The sequence below is a fragment of the Hymenobacter yonginensis genome (assembly GCF_027625995.1).
GTDB classification, from domain to species: domain Bacteria; phylum Bacteroidota; class Bacteroidia; order Cytophagales; family Hymenobacteraceae; genus Hymenobacter; species Hymenobacter yonginensis.
In genome coordinates this window covers 2,560,671-2,578,560 of sequence record NZ_CP115396.1, presented here as the reverse complement: position 1 = coordinate 2,578,560, position 17,890 = coordinate 2,560,671, and the positions used below count along the sequence as shown (strand labels likewise).

10 protein-coding genes, 2 tRNA genes and 3 rRNA genes are annotated in these 17,890 nt (G+C 58.8%); 11 read left to right on the top strand and 4 right to left on the bottom strand.

What is annotated here, in order from left to right; translation table 11 throughout:
- Window positions 1-118: 118 nt before the first annotated feature.
- The 10 genes from O9Z63_RS11200 to O9Z63_RS11155 all read left to right on the top strand — a co-directional run bounded on the left by O9Z63_RS11200 (window position 119) and on the right by O9Z63_RS11155 (window position 10,906).
- Window positions 119-1,631: ribosomal RNA gene (locus O9Z63_RS11200) — 16S ribosomal RNA — on the top strand.
- Between the two features lie 109 nt (window positions 1,632-1,740).
- Window positions 1,741-1,814 (top strand) — tRNA-Ile (locus O9Z63_RS11195).
- Window positions 1,815-1,853: 39 nt separating this feature from the next.
- A tRNA-Ala gene (locus tag O9Z63_RS11190) sits at window positions 1,854-1,927 on the top strand.
- A gap of 199 nt (window positions 1,928-2,126) precedes the next feature.
- Window positions 2,127-5,043: ribosomal RNA gene (locus O9Z63_RS11185) — 23S ribosomal RNA — on the top strand.
- A gap of 93 nt (window positions 5,044-5,136) precedes the next feature.
- Window positions 5,137-5,248 (top strand): 5S ribosomal RNA (gene rrf / locus O9Z63_RS11180).
- Together the 16S, 23S and 5S rRNA genes with 2 tRNA genes alongside form the textbook arrangement of a ribosomal RNA operon.
- A 204-nt stretch (window positions 5,249-5,452) precedes the next feature.
- Complete coding sequence (locus tag O9Z63_RS11175; protein WP_270125295.1) at window positions 5,453-7,522, top strand: BatA domain-containing protein; 2,070 nt, start codon at window positions 5,453-5,455, stop codon at window positions 7,520-7,522.
- Window positions 7,523-7,567: 45 nt separating this feature from the next.
- On the top strand, window positions 7,568-8,092 hold the full coding sequence (locus O9Z63_RS11170) for a DUF4199 domain-containing protein (RefSeq protein ID WP_270125294.1): 525 nt from the start codon (window positions 7,568-7,570) through the stop codon (window positions 8,090-8,092).
- Window positions 8,093-8,142: 50 nt separating this feature from the next.
- Complete coding sequence (locus O9Z63_RS11165; RefSeq protein WP_270125293.1) at window positions 8,143-8,676, top strand: DUF4199 domain-containing protein; 534 nt, start codon at window positions 8,143-8,145, stop codon at window positions 8,674-8,676.
- Complete coding sequence (locus tag O9Z63_RS11160) at window positions 8,669-9,655, top strand: glycosyltransferase family 2 protein (protein ID WP_270125292.1); 987 nt, start codon at window positions 8,669-8,671, stop codon at window positions 9,653-9,655. The genes O9Z63_RS11165 and O9Z63_RS11160 overlap by 8 nt, the downstream gene beginning before the upstream one ends.
- Before the next feature lie 123 nt (window positions 9,656-9,778).
- Window positions 9,779-10,906, top strand: a complete 1,128-nt coding sequence (locus tag O9Z63_RS11155; protein ID WP_270125291.1) for a glycosyltransferase — start codon at window positions 9,779-9,781, stop codon at window positions 10,904-10,906.
- Between the two features lie 114 nt (window positions 10,907-11,020).
- Here O9Z63_RS11155 and O9Z63_RS11150 read toward each other — a convergent pair whose 3' ends face one another.
- Together O9Z63_RS11150 and purB are read right to left on the bottom strand one after the other, a co-directional pair.
- The gene (locus O9Z63_RS11150; RefSeq protein WP_270125290.1) at window positions 11,021-12,118 is read right to left on the bottom strand and encodes a glycosyltransferase family 9 protein; all 1,098 of its coding nucleotides are present in this window, start codon (window positions 12,116-12,118) and stop codon (window positions 11,021-11,023) included.
- A 131-nt stretch (window positions 12,119-12,249) separates the two neighbouring features.
- On the bottom strand, window positions 12,250-13,614 hold the full coding sequence (gene purB / locus O9Z63_RS11145; protein ID WP_270125289.1) for an adenylosuccinate lyase: 1,365 nt from the start codon (window positions 13,612-13,614) through the stop codon (window positions 12,250-12,252).
- A gap of 375 nt (window positions 13,615-13,989) precedes the next feature.
- Here purB and O9Z63_RS11140 point away from each other — a divergent pair, with 375 nt between their 5' ends.
- The gene (locus O9Z63_RS11140; protein WP_408613898.1) at window positions 13,990-15,927 is read left to right on the top strand and encodes a transglycosylase domain-containing protein; all 1,938 of its coding nucleotides are present in this window, start codon (window positions 13,990-13,992) and stop codon (window positions 15,925-15,927) included.
- 74 nt (window positions 15,928-16,001) lie between these two features.
- Here the strand turns inward: O9Z63_RS11140 and O9Z63_RS11135 are convergent, their stop codons facing one another.
- Both O9Z63_RS11135 and O9Z63_RS11130 read right to left on the bottom strand, forming a co-directional pair.
- Complete coding sequence (locus O9Z63_RS11135; protein ID WP_270125286.1) at window positions 16,002-16,931, bottom strand: TerC family protein; 930 nt, start codon at window positions 16,929-16,931, stop codon at window positions 16,002-16,004.
- Between the two features lie 60 nt (window positions 16,932-16,991).
- Window positions 16,992-17,780, bottom strand: a complete 789-nt coding sequence (locus O9Z63_RS11130; RefSeq protein ID WP_270125285.1) for a polyprenol monophosphomannose synthase — start codon at window positions 17,778-17,780, stop codon at window positions 16,992-16,994.
- Window positions 17,781-17,890: the final 110 nt, after the last annotated feature.

Here is a 17,890-nt window from a genome sequence, read left to right as displayed (position 1 = left end):
AGGGCAGGCGCAAGAAGTAAAGAAGCGTGACGCTGGTAACACTACGAGCAGTCAACGATACCGGGTCGGATCAGCACTTGACATCAGCCTATCTTCGGATAGGTGTAGAGAATTTCTTACAATGGAGAGTTTGATCCTGGCTCAGGATGAACGCTAGCGGCAGGCCTAATACATGCAAGTCGAACGGGTATAGCAATATACTAGTGGCGCACGGGTGCGTAACGCGTAACCAACCTGCCCTGAACTGGGGGATAGCCCGCCGAAAGGCGGATTAATACCGCATAAACCAACAGAACGGCATCGTTTAATTGGTAAAGATTTATTGGTTCAGGATGGGGTTGCGTGACATTAGCTAGTTGGCGGGGTAACGGCCCACCAAGGCGACGATGTCTAGGGGACCTGAGAGGGTGATCCCCCACACTGGCACTGAGATACGGGCCAGACTCCTACGGGAGGCAGCAGTAGGGAATATTGGGCAATGGGCGAGAGCCTGACCCAGCCATGCCGCGTGCCGGATGAAGGCCTTCTGGGTTGTAAACGGCTTTTCTCAGGGAAGAAAAAGAGGATGCGTCCTAAACTGACGGTACCTGAGGAATAAGCACCGGCTAACTCCGTGCCAGCAGCCGCGGTAATACGGAGGGTGCAAGCGTTGTCCGGATTTATTGGGTTTAAAGGGTGCGTAGGTGGCCCGTTAAGTCCGGGGTGAAAGCCCACAGCTCAACTGTGGAACTGCCCTGGATACTGGCGGGCTTGAGTCCAGACGAGGTTGGCGGAATGGAAGATGTAGCGGTGAAATGCATAGATATCTTCCAGAACCCCGATTGCGTAGGCAGCTGACTAGGCTGGTACTGACACTGAGGCACGAAAGCGTGGGGAGCGAACAGGATTAGATACCCTGGTAGTCCACGCCGTAAACGATGGATACTCGCTGGTGGCGATAGACAGTCACTGGCTTAGCGAAAGCGGTAAGTATCCCACCTGGGGAGTACGCTCGCAAGAGTGAAACTCAAAGGAATTGACGGGGGCCCGCACAAGTGGTGGAGCATGTGGTTTAATTCGATGATACGCGAGGAACCTTACCTAGGCTAGAATGCGCGTGACCGGTTCAGAGATGGACCTTTCCTTCGGGACACAAAGCAAGGTGCTGCATGGCCGTCGTCAGCTCGTGCCGTGAGGTGTTGGGTTAAGTCCCGCAACGAGCGCAACCCCTACATTTAGTTGCCATCAGGTTAAGCTGGGGACTCTAGATGGACTGCCTGCGCAAGCAGTGAGGAAGGCGGGGACGACGTCAGGTCATCATGGCCCTTACGCCTAGGGCTACACACGTGCTACAATGGACGGTACAGAGGGTCGCTACCTGGTGACAGGATGCCAATCTCACAAAGCCGTTCTCAGTTCGGATCGAAGTCTGCAACTCGACTTCGTGAAGCTGGAATCACTAGTAATCGCGTATCAGCAATGACGCGGTGAATACGTTCCCGGGCCTTGTACACACCGCCCGTCAAGCCATGGAAGTCTGGTAGACCTGAAGCTGGTGCTCCGCAACGAAGCCAGTTAGGGTAGAACAGGTAACTGGGGCTAAGTCGTAACAAGGTAGCCGTACCGGAAGGTGCGGCTGGATCACCTCCTTTCTGGAGCTATCCGACTCGGTTGACCACTCGGTCGCCAGTCCAACACGGTTCACCCCGTTTGTCATTTCCTTCATTCACTGATTTTAGTATGGTGCAAATCATACGAACAGGGCTTGTAGCTCAGGTGGTTAGAGCGCTACACTGATAATGTAGAGGTCCCTGGTTCGAGTCCAGGCAGGCCCACTGTTCAACTGGTGGGGACGCTGCCAGGACAACAAAACCGGGGGATTAGCTCAGCTGGCTAGAGCACCTGCCTTGCACGCAGGGGGTCAACGGTTCGAATCCGTTATTCTCCACTTCGTCTCCGCATCGGCGGGACAAGTAGTGCACACAGTATCGTTTATGGTGTGGGTGACTCATTATAAACACGTTGTCTTCCAATTGGGAAGACAGACGTTCTTTGACGTAAGGCTAACAAGAGAGAAAAACAAAGAAAGAAAAGTGATTAACCTATGGTTAGTCACCCGAGCCCGCTCCGTCTTCGGATGGAGCACAAGAGAAGTAAGTAAGGGCACACGGGGGATGCCTAGGCTCTCAGAGGCGATGAAGGACGCGATAAGCTGCGAAAAGCTGCGGGGATTGGCACATACGAGGTGATCCGCAGATGTCCGAATGGGGCAACCCCACTACGTGAAGCGTAGTGACCATCTACAGTAAGTAGAATGGGGCAAACCCGGGGAACTGAAACATCTAAGTACCCGGAGGAAAAGAAAATAACAATGATTCCCCAAGTAGTGGCGAGCGAACGGGGAGGAGCCCAAACCGGGTTGGTTACGGCCAGTCCGGGGTTGTAGGACCACAACATCTGATTATGCAATCTTAGCTGAACGACGTGGGAAAGTCGATCATAGAGGGTGAGAATCCCGTAGGCGACCTGATTACATACGGTAGTGGAATCCTGAGTAAGGCGGGACCAGCGAAATCCCGTCTGAATCCGGCGGTACCATCCGCCAAGGCTACATACTCCTGAGAGACCGATAGTGAACTAGTACCGTGAGGGAAAGGTGAAAAGAACCGGGAATACCGGAGTGAAAAGAACCTGAAACCGTGTGCTTACAAGCAGTTAGGGGGCATTCGTTGCCTGATAGCGTGCCTTTTGCATAATGAGCCTACGAGTTACTCCTCTCTGGCAAGGTTAAGTGCTTGAAAGCACGGAGCCGCAGCGAAAGCGAGTCTGAATAGGGCGCAGAGTCAGAGGGGGTAGACGCGAAACTTTGTGATCTACCCTTGGGCAGGTTGAAGGTTGGGTAACACCAACTGGAGGACCGAACCAGTTTCCGTTGAAAAGGATTTGGATGACCTGAGGGTAGGGGTGAAAGGCCAATCAAACTGAGAAATAGCTCGTACTCCCCGAAATGTATTTAGGTACAGCGTCGGCGTTGAGTTACGTGGAGGTAGAGCTACCGATAGGACTAGGGGGTGTCATAGCCTACCGAATCCTGACGAACTCCGAATGCCACGTAATATAGCCGGCAGTGAGGCTTGGGGTGCTAAGGTCCCAGGCCGAGAGGGAAAGAACCCAGACCATCTGCTAAGGTCCCTAAATTCGGACTAAGTTGAACAAAGGAGGTCCACTTGCTTTGACAGCCAGGAGGTTGGCTTGGAAGCAGCCATTCCTTTAAAGAGTGCGTAACAGCTCACTGGTCGAGCGAGAGGGCATCGATAATACGCGGGCATCAAGTCCGGTACCGAAGCAATGGATTTAGCGTGAAAGACCGCTAAGTGGTAGGGGAGCATTCCAGCAGCGGAGAAGGTGTGTCGTCAGGCATGCTGGAGCGGCTGGAAAAGCAAATGTAGGCATGAGTAACGATAAAGGGGGTGAGAAACCCCCTCGCCGATAGACTAAGGTTTCCTGCTCAACGCTAATCGGAGCAGGGTTAGTCGGGACCTAAGGCTACGCCGAGAGGCTACGTCGATGGACAGCGGGTTGATATTCCCGCACCTAGGATTTGGAGTGATGCAGTGACGCAGAAGTGAAAGTACCGCGGGCGGACGGAAGTGCCCGTTAAAGTGCGTAGGTATAGGGTTGGTAGTCAAGTACGCCGACTTTGCTGAAACATGATAGTACTCTACGGCCTCGGCCACGGAGATAGTGTACCTAATCAGACTGCCAAGAAAACCTGCTAAGCGTTTACTGAATTCTAGCCCGTACCGCAAACCGACACAGGTAGTCAAGGAGAGCATCCTGAGGCGCTCGAGTGAATCACGGCCAAGGAACTCGGCAAAATGGACCTGTAACTTCGGGAGAAGGGTCGCTTCCTCTGTGCAAGCAGAGAAGCCGCAGTGAAAAGGCCCAGGCGACTGTTTAACAAAAACACATGACTTTGCGAACGCGCAAGCGGAAGTATAAGGTCTGACACCTGCCCGGTGCCGGAAGGTTAAGAGGGGAACTTAGTGGCGCAAGCTGCGAAGGTTTGAATCGAAGCCCCGGTAAACGGCGGCCGTAACTATAACGGTCCTAAGGTAGCGAAATTCCTTGTCGGGTAAGTTCCGACCTGCACGAATGGTGTAACGATCTGGGCGCTGTCTCAGCCGTGAGCTCGGTGAAATTGTAGTCTCGGTGAAGATGCCGAGTACCCGCCACGGGACGGAAAGACCCCGTGCACCTTTACTATAGGTTGACATTGACGCTGGGTAACACATGTGTAGCATAGGTGGGAGACGTTGAGCCAGGGCCGCTAGGTTTTGGGGAGTCGCCGTTGAAATACCACCCTTGTGTTGCTTGGTGCCTAATCTGGCAACGGAGACAGTGTCTGCTGGGTAGTTTGACTGGGGTGGTCGCCTCCAAAAGAGTATCGGAGGCTTTCAAAGGTCCGCTCAATCCGCTTGGTAACCGGATGTAGAGCGCAATAGCAGAAGCGGGCTTGACTGTGAGGCCTACAAGCCGAGCAGGGTCGAAAGACGGATATAGTGATCCGGTGGTTCCGCATGGAAGGGCCATCGCTCAAAGGATAAAAGGTACGCCGGGGATAACAGGCTGATCTCCCCCAAGAGCTCATATCGACGGGGAGGTTTGGCACCTCGATGTCGGCTCGTCACGTCCTGGGGCTGGAGAAGGTCCCAAGGGTTCGGCTGTTCGCCGATTAAAGTGGCACGCGAGCTGGGTTCAGAACGTCGTGAGACAGTTCGGTCCCTATCTGTGGTGGGCGTTGGATATTTGACAGGACCTGACTTTAGTACGAGAGGACCGAGTTGGACCAGCCGCTCGTGCACCGGTTGTGACGCCAGTTGCAGCGCCGGGTAGCGACGCTGGGATGAGATAAGCGCTGAAAGCATCTAAGTGCGAAACTCACCTGAAGATGAGATATCCTATATAGGAAGAGTCGTCGTAGACCACGACGTAGATAGGCGGTAGGTGTAGAGGCCGAAATGCCACAGCCGAGCCGTACTAAGGACTCGAACGCTTTGCTTGACAATGCTCGAACCTTCGCTGTTTTTCTCTTTTGTCCTTACGTCAACGGTTTTGTTGGCAGCTCGCCATTGAACACAGAGCTGCCGCACCAGTAATGGTGGCTTTAGCCCGGGTGTTCACCTCTTCCCATTCCGAACAGAGTCGTTAAGCCCCGGAGCGCCTATGGTACTGCCTTCATCGGTGGGAGAGTCGGTCGCCGCCAACCTTACTGCATTGTCCGCTGCCCCCGTGCCGCCCCTCCCCGGGGCCTGGCGCGGGGGCAGCGGCGTTTATACGGGTTGTTGCCCAGCATGTAACTTGCTAGAGGATACGCCAGATGCTTATATAATAGGTTTATGACGAGGTAAGGAACCGTTACGCAGCTTGCTAAAGTTATTCTGGGTCTATCTTTAGGAAACTCTGGCAACCAATGAATTTTACTTATCCCTGGTTTTTACTGGGCTTGCTGTGTACCGCCATACCGGTGCTTATTCACCTGTTTGAGTTGCGGCGGCCCACACGCGTGTTGTTTACGAATCTGGGTTTCATTCGTGAAGTCCGGATTGTGACGGCTCGACAGCGCAAAATCAAGCACTTGCTGGTGCTGATGGCACGAATTGGTTTCGTGGCTTTTCTGGTGCTGATGTTTGCGCAGCCATTCATCCCGGCGCAGGTGGAGGCGCTGGATTCCAAGCAGTCTGTGCAGTCGGTTCCGACGGTATTGCTGGATACTTCTCCAAGTATGCAGGCCGATGCGGAAGCTGGTAGCGTGTCTAGATTTGATAAGGCGGTTGATCAGGCTCGGGAATTGCCGACAGCCTTTCCAGCCAATGCCCGCTTTGCGTTCAATCAGAACCAAAACGCTCTACTAACGCCGACTGCTTATCGCGTGGCTCTGGATCAAGCAAGCGTTTCGGGGAGGGCTACGGGAGTGGAGGATGCGCTGCAGCGCGTGGTAAAGCAGCCGGGTAACAGTGCGAAGCAACTATTCGTCTTCTCGGACTTTCAAAAGTCAGGATTTCCAGCGCGTAGTCTGGCCGACGTAGATTCTTCTACTCAGGTAACCTTGGTGCCCGTAGGTGGCAGTAGCACGCGCAACGTATTCGTGGATAGCCTATGGCTGGAAGACGCCTTTGTGCGGCGTAATGCCGACATGGTGCTGCACATCCGGTTGCGCAATGGTGGGACGGAAGCAGTGGAAAATTGTCAGGTGCGGCTATTCGTTGGCAATCGGCAGGCTACGACTTTTAACGCCACGGTACCTGTTCAAGCTCCTGTTACCATGACTGCCCGAGTGCGTCTGGATTCTGACCAGGTGCAACAGTGTCGGGTAGAACTGGACGACTTTCCGGTGGTGTTTGACAACACCTATTACTTCGCTTTGCAGGCCTCGCCTACCATACGCGTGCTGGAGGTGAAGGCGGGAGAGGGGCAGGCCTTACAACGTGTGTATGGCAACGAGCCAATGTTCGCGTACAGCCAAGCCACATCTGCTCAGCTTAATTACGAGCAGCTTGAGAAAGCCAACCTGCTGCTTGTGCAGGGTGTCGGCCGCATTGAGGCCGCTTTGCGCGAGAATATCCGGCGGGTGGTGCAGCGCGGCGGCTCAGTGGTAGTGGTACCTTCGGCCGATCTGGCCGGGCGGGCTACCTATGACCAGTTGTTTCGGGAATTGGGCATAGGACCGGTGCAGTGGGAAACGGCTAAAGCGGCGCAGCGTGAAGTTGCCGTGCCTGACCGGCGCAATCCATTCTTTCGGGAGGTGTTTGGCGCGCAGAGCAGGCCGCCGGTGATGCCGAAAGTAGCGCCTGTGTTGAGCTGGTCCCGTTCGGGTACTGATATTCTGCGCACGCAGGATGGGGATGGGTTCCTCTCAGCGTTCAGCAGCGGGAAAGGGACGGTGTATTTGTTTTCGACCCCGTTTGAGCAGAGTTCGACGGATTTCCTGCAGCATGCGTTGTTTGTGCCGGTGATGTACCGGCTGGCCATGCAGAGCTTTCGGAGTGAGCAGGCTTTGGCGTATCGGCTTAACCAGGGAAACGTGACGGTGGCTGTGGGCACTGATGGTGCACAACAGGGCGAGCAGGTTTACAAGCTGGTGAATGATAGCCTGACGTTTATCCCGGCCCAGCGGGTGCAGGAAGGCATGGTGCGGATGGAAGTGCCAGCCGGCATGCAGCAGCCCGGCTTTTACCGGCTCACGCGTAACGGCCGGACGATAGCGCAGCTGGCGTTCAACAACGACAAGCGGGAGTCGGAGCTGGCGGCGTATACGGCGGCTGAGCTGCGGCAGCTGGTGGGGCCTAACCGGCCCAATGTGCAGGTGTATGAAACCGGTCAGGGGATGTCGGTGGCGGCGCGTTACAAGGCGGAGCGGGTCGGGACGCCTTTGTGGCAGTATTGCCTGTGGGCCGCATTGGTCTGCTTGCTGGCGGAAGTGCTGCTGCTGCGCTTTATGGGGCGCCCCGCAGTGCCCGCCGATGTGCGGGTAGCCGCTTAGGTTGGGAGGCGGTATCGTATCTTGCCGCTCTCATCTGTACTACTCTTGGAAAATACGCCTTCACACGCCAATCCGGTTCTGCGCACAGCGTTGCTGTGGGGCACAGCCGCCGGCCTGCTTTGCATCAGCTGGGTGCTGTTCCTGCACTTCACCCACAACAATGCCTACGGGCTCAAACGCACCCTTTCCGACTTCTTCACTCCCGTAGCAGCCATTGGCAGCCAGATTATTCTGCGCCGCTTCTACCCGCAGGGGCCGGGGCTGGGCAAGGCGGTGGGCGTCGGGTTGCTGACAACCCTGCTGACTGCCCTAATAGCCGCTACTGGCCTGTACCTGTATGCCCGGCTGGCCGACCCCGGTCTAATACAGCAGCATCTGGCGGAAGCCCGGCAGCTGCTGGAAAACGCCCGGCGCTTGTACCTGGAAAACCCCAATGGCCACCAGCAGTTCGAGGCCACCCTCCAGGGGCTGGCGCATACGCCGGCTGGTTTCGCCCAGGACGAGTTTCTGAAAAAGCTGCTGTGGGGCGTGTTTTTGAGTATCCCGGGCGGGATATTCCTGCGGAAATAGAATATTGCGGCCTGCTTTTTCTTCTTTCCACCTCCCTACCTCTTTCTGCTATGGAAAACACCGCTACCACCACCGAAACGCCGGTATCTGTTGGCATTCGCTACGGCTTGCTGTTTGGCGTCATTGGCATCATCGTAGACTTCGGCCTGAAAGTCACGGAACTTGCGTTTAAGTTTTCGGTGGCTATGCCCATATCCATTCTGGTGTGGGTGGTGGGCATTATTCTGGCCCACCGCTACTTCAAGAGTCAGAACGGCGGCCTGATGACGTTTGGGCAGGGCGTGGTGATTTCCATCGTGCTGGGCGCAATCAGTGCTATCCTGACGGGTACGTTCAACTACGTGTACATCAATTTCATTGATCCGGACTACGTGACGGCCATGCGGGCCGATATGGAAGCCTGGATGAGCAGCATGAATGTGCCGGAAGAGCAACTGGAAAAATCCCTGGCCGATATTTCGCAGGAAAAGCTGGGCTCTGTTCTGGGCATTGGGAAAGTAGTGCTGGGCGGTACCATTGGTGGGGCCGTGCTGGGACTGATTATTTCCGCTTTTACCAAGCATAAACTTCCCGAGTTTGAGTAAGCGCACTTCGCATTCGTTTCCGGTGGAGCTGTCCATCGTTATTCCTTTGCTCAACGAGGCCGAGTCGTTGCCGGAGCTGACCCGCTGGATCAACCGGGTGCTGGCCCAGCACGGACTCACCTACGAGGTGATTCTGGTAGACGACGGCTCGACGGACAACTCCTGGGACGTAATCGAGGAGCTGGCCGAAACCGACACCCACCTACGCGGCATCCGCTTCAACCGCAACTACGGCAAGTCGGCGGCGCTGAACGTGGGCTTCAAGGAAACGACCGGCCGCGTCATCTGCACCATGGATGCCGACCTGCAGGACTCGCCGGAGGAGCTGCCCGATTTGTACCGCATGATCACGCAGGACGGCTTTGAGTTGGTGAGCGGCTGGAAACGCAAGCGCTTCGACCCGCTGTCGAAAACCATTCCGACCAAGCTCTTCAACGGCGTCACGCGCTGGATTTCGGGCATTCAGCTCCACGACTTCAACTGCGGCCTCAAGGCCTACGACCACCGCGTGGTGCGCAGCATTGAGGTGTACGGCGAGATGCACCGCTACATCCCCGTAATTGCCAAATGGGCGGGCTTCCGCAAGATTGGCGAGAAGGTGGTGCAGCACCAGGAGCGCAAATACGGCACCACCAAGTTCGGGCTGGAGCGGTTCGTGTACGGCTTCCTCGATTTGCTGAGCATCACGTTTGTGAGCCGGTTCCGGCGGCGGCCCATGCACTTCTTCGGCACGATGGGCACGCTGTCGTTTGTGCTCGGGATGCTGATTACGCTGTGGCTGGTGGGCGAGAAGGTGTACCTGTCGTGGCATAATCTGGGAGCCCGCAACGTCACGGACCAGCCGCTGTTTTTCTTGGCCCTCACGGCCGTCACCATCGGGGCCATGCTGTTCCTGACGGGCTTCCTGGCCGAGCTGATTCAGTTGAACGGGCCCAACCGCAACGATTATCTGGTGCGGGATAAGGTGAATCTGAACTGAGGAAATGACAACCTGAACGTCATGCAGAGCGGAGCGAAGCATCTCGCCAGTGTAGCGAAATTACTATACTGGCGAGATGCTTCGCTCCGCTCTGCATGACGTTCGTTTTTGCATAAATACCCTATGAAAGTCGTCATCATCGGGCCGGCGTATCCGCTGCGGGGCGGGCTGGCTACCTACAACGAGCGGCTGGCGCGGGCCTTCCGCGAGGCCGGCGACGAGGTGCGGCTCGTGACGTTTTCGCTGCAGTACCCCGATTTCCTGTTTCCCGGCCAGACCCAGTTCAGCACCGAGTCCGGTCCCGCCGACTTGGATATTGAAGTCAGCCTGAACTCAGTGAACCCGCTGTCGTGGTGGAAAGTGGGGGAGAAGCTGCGCCGCGAACGGCCCGACTTGGTGATTTTCCGGTTCTGGCTGCCCTTTATGGGGCCGGCGCTGGGCACGGTGGCCCGCCTCATTGCCCGCAACCGCCACACCCGCGTGGTGGCCATCACCGACAACGTCATTCCGCACGAGAAGCGCCCCGGCGACCGGCCACTTACGCGCTATTTCCTCTCGGCCTGCCACGGCTTCGTGACCATGAGTCGCTCGGTACTGGCCGATCTGCGCCGCCTGGGCTTCCGGCAGCCTGCCCTCTACCGCCCGCACCCGCTCTACGACAACTTCGGCCCGCTCAAGGCCAAGCCCGCCGCGCTGGCGGCCCTAGGGCTCGATCCGGCGTTTGGCTACCTGCTGTTCTTTGGCTTCATCCGGGCCTACAAAGGGCTGGATATTCTGCTGGAGGCCTTTGCCGACGCGCGGCTGGCGAAGCTACCCCTCAAGCTGATTATTGCCGGCGAGTACTACGAAGACGCCGCACCCTACGAGGCTCTGATCCGGCAGCACAACCTGGAAAGCCGCCTCGTCCGCGCCACCGACTTCATCCCGAACGAAAAGGTGGTGGACTACTTCTGCGCCGCCGACCTTATCGTGCAGCCCTACAAAAACGCCACCCAAAGCGGCGTGTCACAGATTGCCTACCACTTCGAGCGGCCCATGCTGGTAACGGACGTGGGCGGTCTGGCCGAGCTGATTCCGGACGGCGAAGTGGGCTACGTGGTGCCGCCCACGCCCTGCGCCATTGCCGATGCGCTGGTGGATTTCTACGAGCACCAGCGTGAGCAGGAATTTACGGCTGGCGTGTGGGCTAAGAAAAAGGAGTTTTCGTGGAGCGAGATGGTGAAAGCGCTGAAGGAGGTAGGCCAGAAATAAACAGAACGTCATGCAGAGCGAAGCGAAGCATCTCGCTAGTGTAGTAATTCTACCACACTAGCGAGATGCTTCGCTTCGCTCTGCATGACGTTCTTGCGGTTTGGCTGAACTGCGCTACACTGGCACGCTGGCCTGCACCGCGGCCAGTACCTTTTCGGCCGGTAGATCTTCCATGCAGCTGGTGCCGAGCTGGCAGGAGCCGCGGTAGAAGCACACGCACTGCTTGTCGGGCTGCACCAGCTGGCCGCGGCCGTAGAGGTCGAATTCGTAGGGGTTGAAGATGTTGTTCATCAGGATGGTGGGCTTGCGCAGCGCAATGCTGATGTGCATGGCCATGGTCACCTGTGTCACGATGCCGTCCATCTGGTGCAGCAGGTTGATGAACTGCGGCAGCGGGAACGTGCCGAGGTAGGCGGCGCCGGTATCAGCGTGGAGGCGGCGGTTACGGGCGTCTTCGGCCTCGCCGCCCAGTAGCACGGGCGCGTAGCCGGCTTGCTGCAGCTGCGTAATCAGGGCCACCCATTTCTCGTCTGACCACAGGCGGGTGGTCCACCGGTCGCCGCAGCCGGTGTTGAGGCCGATGCGGGGGCGGCCGGTGGGCAGTGCGCTCCAGTTGTAGCCTTTGTCGTCGTGGGTGTCGAAGACATACTCTTCGCCCTGAAAATCGAAGCCGCACAGTTCGAATATCTCCTGCACGTAAGGCTTCTGGTTCTGCAGGCTGAGCTGGTCGAACACGCCGGTCAGGAACTTGTGGTTGGCCTGCTCATTGTGGGGCCACGGCACGCCGTCGGTTTCGCGCAGGGTGTAGCCGAACTTGCGGCCGGCCTCCACTTTCAGCAGCAGCGCGCAGGCTTCCTTTTCCTTGTCGAGGTTGATGGCTATGTCGAAGCGGCGCGCCATCAGCTGCAGGGCGCTGGCAAAATCGAACTTCAGAATCTCGTCGACCTCCTGCTGGGGTAGAATGGCGGGCGTGAGCGTGAGCCAGGTGATGTAGCACCCCGGATACTCCTGCCGCAGCCGCCGCAGGAGCGGCGTCGTGCGGATAACGTCGCCGATGGCGCCCAGCTTAATGAGCAGGATGCGCTGCTGCGCGGGTGCATACGACGGGCAATCCTGGCACACGTAGCCGTGCGCCTTGTTGGGACGGCAGGGTATATCACCGCGAAAGTGGCGGCAGTCAGCATGGACGGTGATGCCGTTCAGGTCGGACATGGTAGGGGGGGCAGGGAAACGGGTAAAACTGTTCTCCTAAGTGAAACAAAGGTTTTTATCAGGGCTAACTAGCTACCAAACTTGTCGTTCGGGCATGATAATATGCTTCGCTCACTCAGGATGACAAAAAGCTAGATGCCTACATAGTTGTGCGGCGAAATCCCGCGCAGCTCGGCTTTCACTTTCTCACTCACGTCCAGCGTTTCGATGAACTCACGGATGGTAGTTTCGGTGATGGGACCGTGGGTGCGGGTGAGGGCCTTGAGGGCGTTGTAAGGGTCTGGGTAGGCTTCGCGGCGCAGGATGGTCTGGATGGCCTCGGCCACCACGGGCCAGCTGGCGTCCAGGTCGCGGGCCAGGGCGGCTTCGTCGAGGGCCAACTTGCCGAGGCCGCGTTGCAGCGCCGTAAGGGCGATGAGCGTATGGCCCAGCGGCACGCCCAGGTTGCGCAGCACCGTGGAGTCGGTCAGGTCGCGCTGCAGGCGGCTGATGGGCAGCTTGGCCGCCAGGTGCTCCAGCATGGCATTGGCGAGGCCCAGGTTGCCCTCCGCGTTTTCGAAGTCGATGGGATTTACCTTGTGCGGCATGGCCGATGAGCCCACTTCGCCCGCCTTGATGGTCTGGCGGAAATAGCCCAGCGAAATATACTGCCACACGTCGCGGGCCAGGTCGATGAGAATGGTGTTGAGGCGCTTGAGGGCGTCGCAGAGGGCCGCCAAGTGGTCGTAGTGCTCGATCTGGGTGGTGGGGAAGGAGCGGTGCAGCCCCAGCCGGTTGTTCACGAACACGTCACCGAATTGGTGCCAGTCGACCTGCGGATAAGCCACGTTGTGGGCGTTGAAGTTGCCGGTGGCACCGCCGAATTTAGCTCCGAACGGCACCTGGCCCAGCAGCGCCACCTGGGCATCCAACCGGGCCACAAACACCTGCACTTCCTTGCCCAGGCGCGTGGGCGAGGCCGGCTGGCCGTGGGTGCGGGCCAGCATCGGCACGGTGTCCCACTCGGTGGCGCGGGCGGCCAAGGCGTTGCGCACCTGCGCGTAGGCCGGCAGCAGCGTGTTGATGAGGCCGTGCTGCAAGCTCAGCGGAATGGCCGTGTTGTTGATGTCCTGCGAGGTCAGGCCGAAGTGAATGAATTCCAGATACGCCTCCAGCCCCAGCGCCGTGAACTTGTCGCGCAGGAAGTATTCCACCGCCTTCACGTCGTGGTTGGTGGTCTGCTCATAGGACTTTACCGCGTCGGCGTCGGCCAGCGAGAAGCTGGTGTAGAGGGCACGCAGCTCCGGAAACAGGGCGGCATCTATGGGCTGCAGCTGCGGCAGCGGCAGCTCGCACAGGGCAATGAAGTATTCCACCTCCACCAGCACCCGGTAGCGGATCAGGGCCAGCTCCGAGAAATACGGCGCCAGGGGCGCGGTGGTGCGCCGGTAGCGGCCATCCAGGGGCGAAACAGCGGTGAGCGGAGTGAGCGTGGCGTAGTCGGCAGCAGCGTTCATGCGTAGAGAGGGTTGGCCAGAATGGGCCAAAGGTAGCGAAGCCCCCGCGGGCCGGAAACGGGCGCGCCCCTTTTTCCCTACCTTTGTACTATGATCGGCGGCGGGTTCGGCACGAATCTGGCACGCCCCGCCCGCGATTATCCTTCCTCTCGACTCGCTCGCGTGACTCCAGCAACTAAGAAAAAAATTGCCATCGGCCTGGGCATTGTGGTGGCCCTGCTGGCCCTCGGCCTCACCGTATTCCTGCTCAAGCGCCAGCAGCTGCTGGACTATGCCATCCGGCAGGCCACGGCCAAAGTAGAGCGCAAATACCCCGTTACGCTCGCGCTGGGCCCGGCCCGCTTCACCGACCTCAACACGGTGCAGATTGCCGGCATGAGCCTGGTACCCAAGGCCGCGCCCACCGATACGCTGCTGCAGGCGCGCCTGCTCACGGTGTCATTGAGCGTGCGGAGCCTGTTTGCGGGCCGCCCGGTGTTCAGCAACCTCGAAATCAGCGACGCCCGCTTCACGGCCCGCAAAACCCGCTCCGGCCAAGACAACTACTCGTTTCTGTACCGCAAAAAAGGCGCGCAGCCCGAAGTGCCGCGCGATACCACACAGGGCGTAAACTACGGGCTGCTGGCCAACCAGCTGCTGGAAGCCAGCTTCGACAATATCCCGGGCGAGGCCGATTTCCAGAACTTCCTAGTGACCTACGACAGCCCCCGCCACCGCGCCCGCGTGGTGATGCCGCGCCTCTCCATTGAGGATGGCGACATTCAGGGCCAGCTGACGGCCGTCATCGACTCGGTGGAAAACCGGGTGGGCGTGCAGGGCCACATCGAGCCCGGCGACTATGCCCTGCAGGCAGAGGTGTTTGGCCTGGAGCGCCGGCCCGTGACGCTGCCCTACGTGCAGCGCCGCTACGGGGCCCGCGTGCAGTTCGACACGCTGCGTTTTAGCCTCACCGAAAAAGAGATGGACGACGACCAGCTGACCGTGCGCGGCACGGCTTCGGCGGCCAATTTCATCGTGAACCATCCCAAGCTCTCCGACCGCGACGTGCGTTTCCCGCGCGGCGGCATCGACTTTGTGGCCACGCTGGGCCAGGCCTACGCGGCGCTGGAAAAGGGCACCAAGGTTACGCTCAACCGCATGGAGTTCTACCCCACGCTGAGCGTGCGTAAGCTGCCGCTCAACCAGCGTGTGGTGGGCAAGATGATCAACGGGGTACGCAACCGCCGCGAAATGCTGGCGGGCCTGCAGGTGCAGGCCGATATCGAGTCGGCCGAAACGGCGGCCAACACGTTCTTTGCGGCCCTGCCCGAGGGCATGTTCAACACCCTGGAAGGCATGCAGGGTAGCGGCACGCTGCAGTACCGCATGCACCTTGACTTGGACATGAACCAGGTGGACAGCCTGGAGTTCAGCTCCAGCCTCACGCCCAACAACTTCCGCATCACGCGCATGGGCCGCGAAGACCTCAATCAACTCAACCAGGATTTCCGATACACGGCCTACAACGATAAGGGCGACTCCATCAAGACCTTCAAAGTAGGCGCCACCAACCCCGATTTCGTGCCCTACGGCGAGGTGTCGGACTACCTGAAGGCGGCCATCATGACGGCCGAGGACCCGCGCTTTCTGTCGCATAAGGGCTTCATGGAAAAGGCGTTTGTGAAGTCGGCCATCCAGAACATCAAGGAAAAGCGCTTCGCCCGTGGCGGCAGCACCATTTCTATGCAGCTGGTGAAAAACGTGTTCCTGACCCGGCAGAAGACTGTGACCCGCAAGATTGAGGAAGCCCTGATTGTGTGGCTGATTGAAAACACGCGTCTCGTTTCGAAGGAGCGCATGTTTGAAGTGTACCTCAACATCATCGAGTGGGGCCCGAAGATCTACGGCGTGAAGGAGGCTGCCGAGTTCTACTACGCTAAGGAGCCAAGCGAGCTGAACCTTTCGGAAAGTCTGTACATGGCCAGCATCATCCCGCGGCCGCGGCGCTACCAGATGTCGTTCAACCAATACGGCGAAATGCGCAGCGCGGCACGCTACTTCCACCGCCTCATCGCCGACCTGATGCTGCAGAAAGGCCTGATTTCGGAAGGCGCCCGCAACACGCTCAGCTACAGCCTGAGCTTCCCCGGACGGGCCCACGGCTCCATCTTCCGGGCCGTGCGCGACACCGTGCGTGCCACCCAGCCTTCCGACTCCACACAGTTTGAGCCGCTCAACCTCATTGACCTGCTCGGTGGCAACGCCGCCCCCGACGAAGGCGTGAACACCACCGTTCCCGCGCCCGCCGAAGGCACCCCGGTTCCTAAGCCGTAACTGCTTTTTCCGCAACTGAAAGGCCGCCGTGCACACTGCAAGGCGGCCTTTTTGTATGGCAGAAAATGACAGTGTCAGACTGGATCTTCCTGTGGCTTGGGCCAGAGCACGGAGGCCACCACCGACAGCAGCAATATTCCGCCCACCACACCCAACGAAATTCCCATGGGAATGTGGTAAACCTCGGACAGGAGCAGCTTGGCGCCGATGAAGACAAGGATCAGCGAGAGGCCGTACTGCAAGTAGTGGAACAGCCGCATCAGGCCTTCCAGGGCGAAATAGAGGGCCCGTAGACCCAGTAGCGCAAACACGTTGCTGGTGTACACGATGAACGTGTCGCGCGAGACGGCCAGGATGGCCGGAATGGAGTCGGCGGCAAATACTACGTCGGTGGTTTCCACCATCACCAGCACCACCAGCAGCGGCGTGGCAAACAGCCGGCCATCCTGACGGATCAGAAACCGGTCGTCGTGGAGGCGGTTGGTGATGGGCAGGTGGCGGCTCAGGAAGCGCACTACGGGGTTGCTGTCGGGGTCTATTTCGGGCTCGCCGGCGTTGGTGGCCATCTTCACGCCGGTGTACACCAGGAAGGCGCCCAGCACATAGAGCAGGAAATGGAACTTGGCCAGCAGCGCCGCGCCCACCAGAATGAAGGCGGCTCGCAGCACCAGCGCCCCCAGAATCCCCCAAAACAGAATCTTGTGCTGGTATTGCGGCGGAACCTTGAAGTAGCTGAAGATGAGCAGAAACACGAACAGGTTGTCCACGCTCAGCGACTTCTCAATCAGGTAGCCCGTGAGGAACTCCAGGGCGGCCGTGCGCCCCAGGAAGTGGTAGACCAGGTAGTTGAACGTGAGCGACAGCGCAATCCAGAAGGCGCTCCAGCCCAGGGCTTCGCGCATGCGCACCACGTGGGCCCGGCGGTTGAACACCAGCAGATCGAGCAGCAGCATGGCCAGCACGAAGGCGTTGAAGCCCACCCAGAACCAGGGAGTAATTTCCATTGGTAGCGCCGCTAATGGCCCGGAAAACCAAACGCCGCAGCGGGCCGGCTGCAGCTACGCTTACCGGGTTTCCCGCGCCGGGGTTGCGCTGCCCGTCGAAACGGCGGCGCGCGGCTGCGCCGGGGCAAAGCGCCGGAACCAGCTGTCTACCTTCATCTTGATGACGCCCAGGAAAGCTTCCTGCACAATGCCCTTGCTCATCTTGGACGAGCCCCGGGTGCGGTCAGTGAAGATAATCGGCACCTCCTTGATGCGGAAGCCATACTTGTAGGCCAGCCACTTCATCTCAATCTGGAAGGCATAGCCCACAAACCGGATCCGGTCGAGCTCGATGGTGCGCAGCACGCGGGCGGTGTAGCACTTGAAGCCCGCCGTGGCGTCGCGGATGGGCATGCCCGTGATGAAGCGCACGTAGGCCGAGGCGAAGTACGACATCAGCACCCGGTCCATGGGCCAGTTGACCACATTTACGCCCTGGATGTAGCGCGAGCCGATAGCCAGGTCGTAGCCGTCGTGGGCGCAGGCGTCGTAGAGGCGCACCAGGTCGTCGGGGTTGTGGGAGAAGTCGGCGTCCATCTCAAACACGTACTGGTAGCCGCGCGCCAGGGCCCATCGGAAGCCGTGGATGTAAGCCGTGCCCAGCCCCAGCTTGCCGCTGCGCTCTTCCAGAAACAACCGGTTCGGAAACTCCGCCATCAGGCCCCGCACAATGGCCGCGGTGCCGTCCGGCGAGCCATCATCGATGATGAGCACGTCGAACTCTTTGGGCAGCGAAAAGACCTTGCGAAGAATCAGTTCCGCATTTTCCCGCTCATTGTAGGTTGGTATCAGGACGAGCCCGTCATTCATCGGACAAAGATAGAGGGGTTTTTGGTGCGCCCGCCCGGCAATATGCAGAAACTGGCGAACAGGAAAAAGCTGGCTGGTAGTCTGCCAAGGGCTTCTTCCCGGCCACGCCG

What these genes read in the sequence shown, in the direction of transcription:
- purB (WP_270125289.1), bottom strand. Translation starts at nt 13,614, where the DNA reads ATGAACGCTGCTGCCGACTACGCCACGCTCACTCCGCTCACCGCTGTT.
- O9Z63_RS11165 (WP_270125293.1), top strand. Translation starts at nt 8,143, where the DNA reads ATGGAAAACACCGCTACCACCACCGAAACGCCGGTATCTGTTGGCATT.
- O9Z63_RS11140 (WP_408613898.1), top strand. Translation starts at nt 13,990, where the DNA reads ATGAGCCTGGTACCCAAGGCCGCGCCCACCGATACGCTGCTGCAGGCG.
- O9Z63_RS11155 (WP_270125291.1), top strand. Translation starts at nt 9,779, where the DNA reads ATGAAAGTCGTCATCATCGGGCCGGCGTATCCGCTGCGGGGCGGGCTG.
- O9Z63_RS11175 (WP_270125295.1), top strand. Translation starts at nt 5,453, where the DNA reads ATGAATTTTACTTATCCCTGGTTTTTACTGGGCTTGCTGTGTACCGCC.
- O9Z63_RS11150 (WP_270125290.1), bottom strand. Translation starts at nt 12,118, where the DNA reads ATGTCCGACCTGAACGGCATCACCGTCCATGCTGACTGCCGCCACTTT.
- O9Z63_RS11130 (WP_270125285.1), bottom strand. Translation starts at nt 17,780, where the DNA reads ATGAATGACGGGCTCGTCCTGATACCAACCTACAATGAGCGGGAAAAT.
- O9Z63_RS11135 (WP_270125286.1), bottom strand. Translation starts at nt 16,931, where the DNA reads ATGGAAATTACTCCCTGGTTCTGGGTGGGCTTCAACGCCTTCGTGCTG.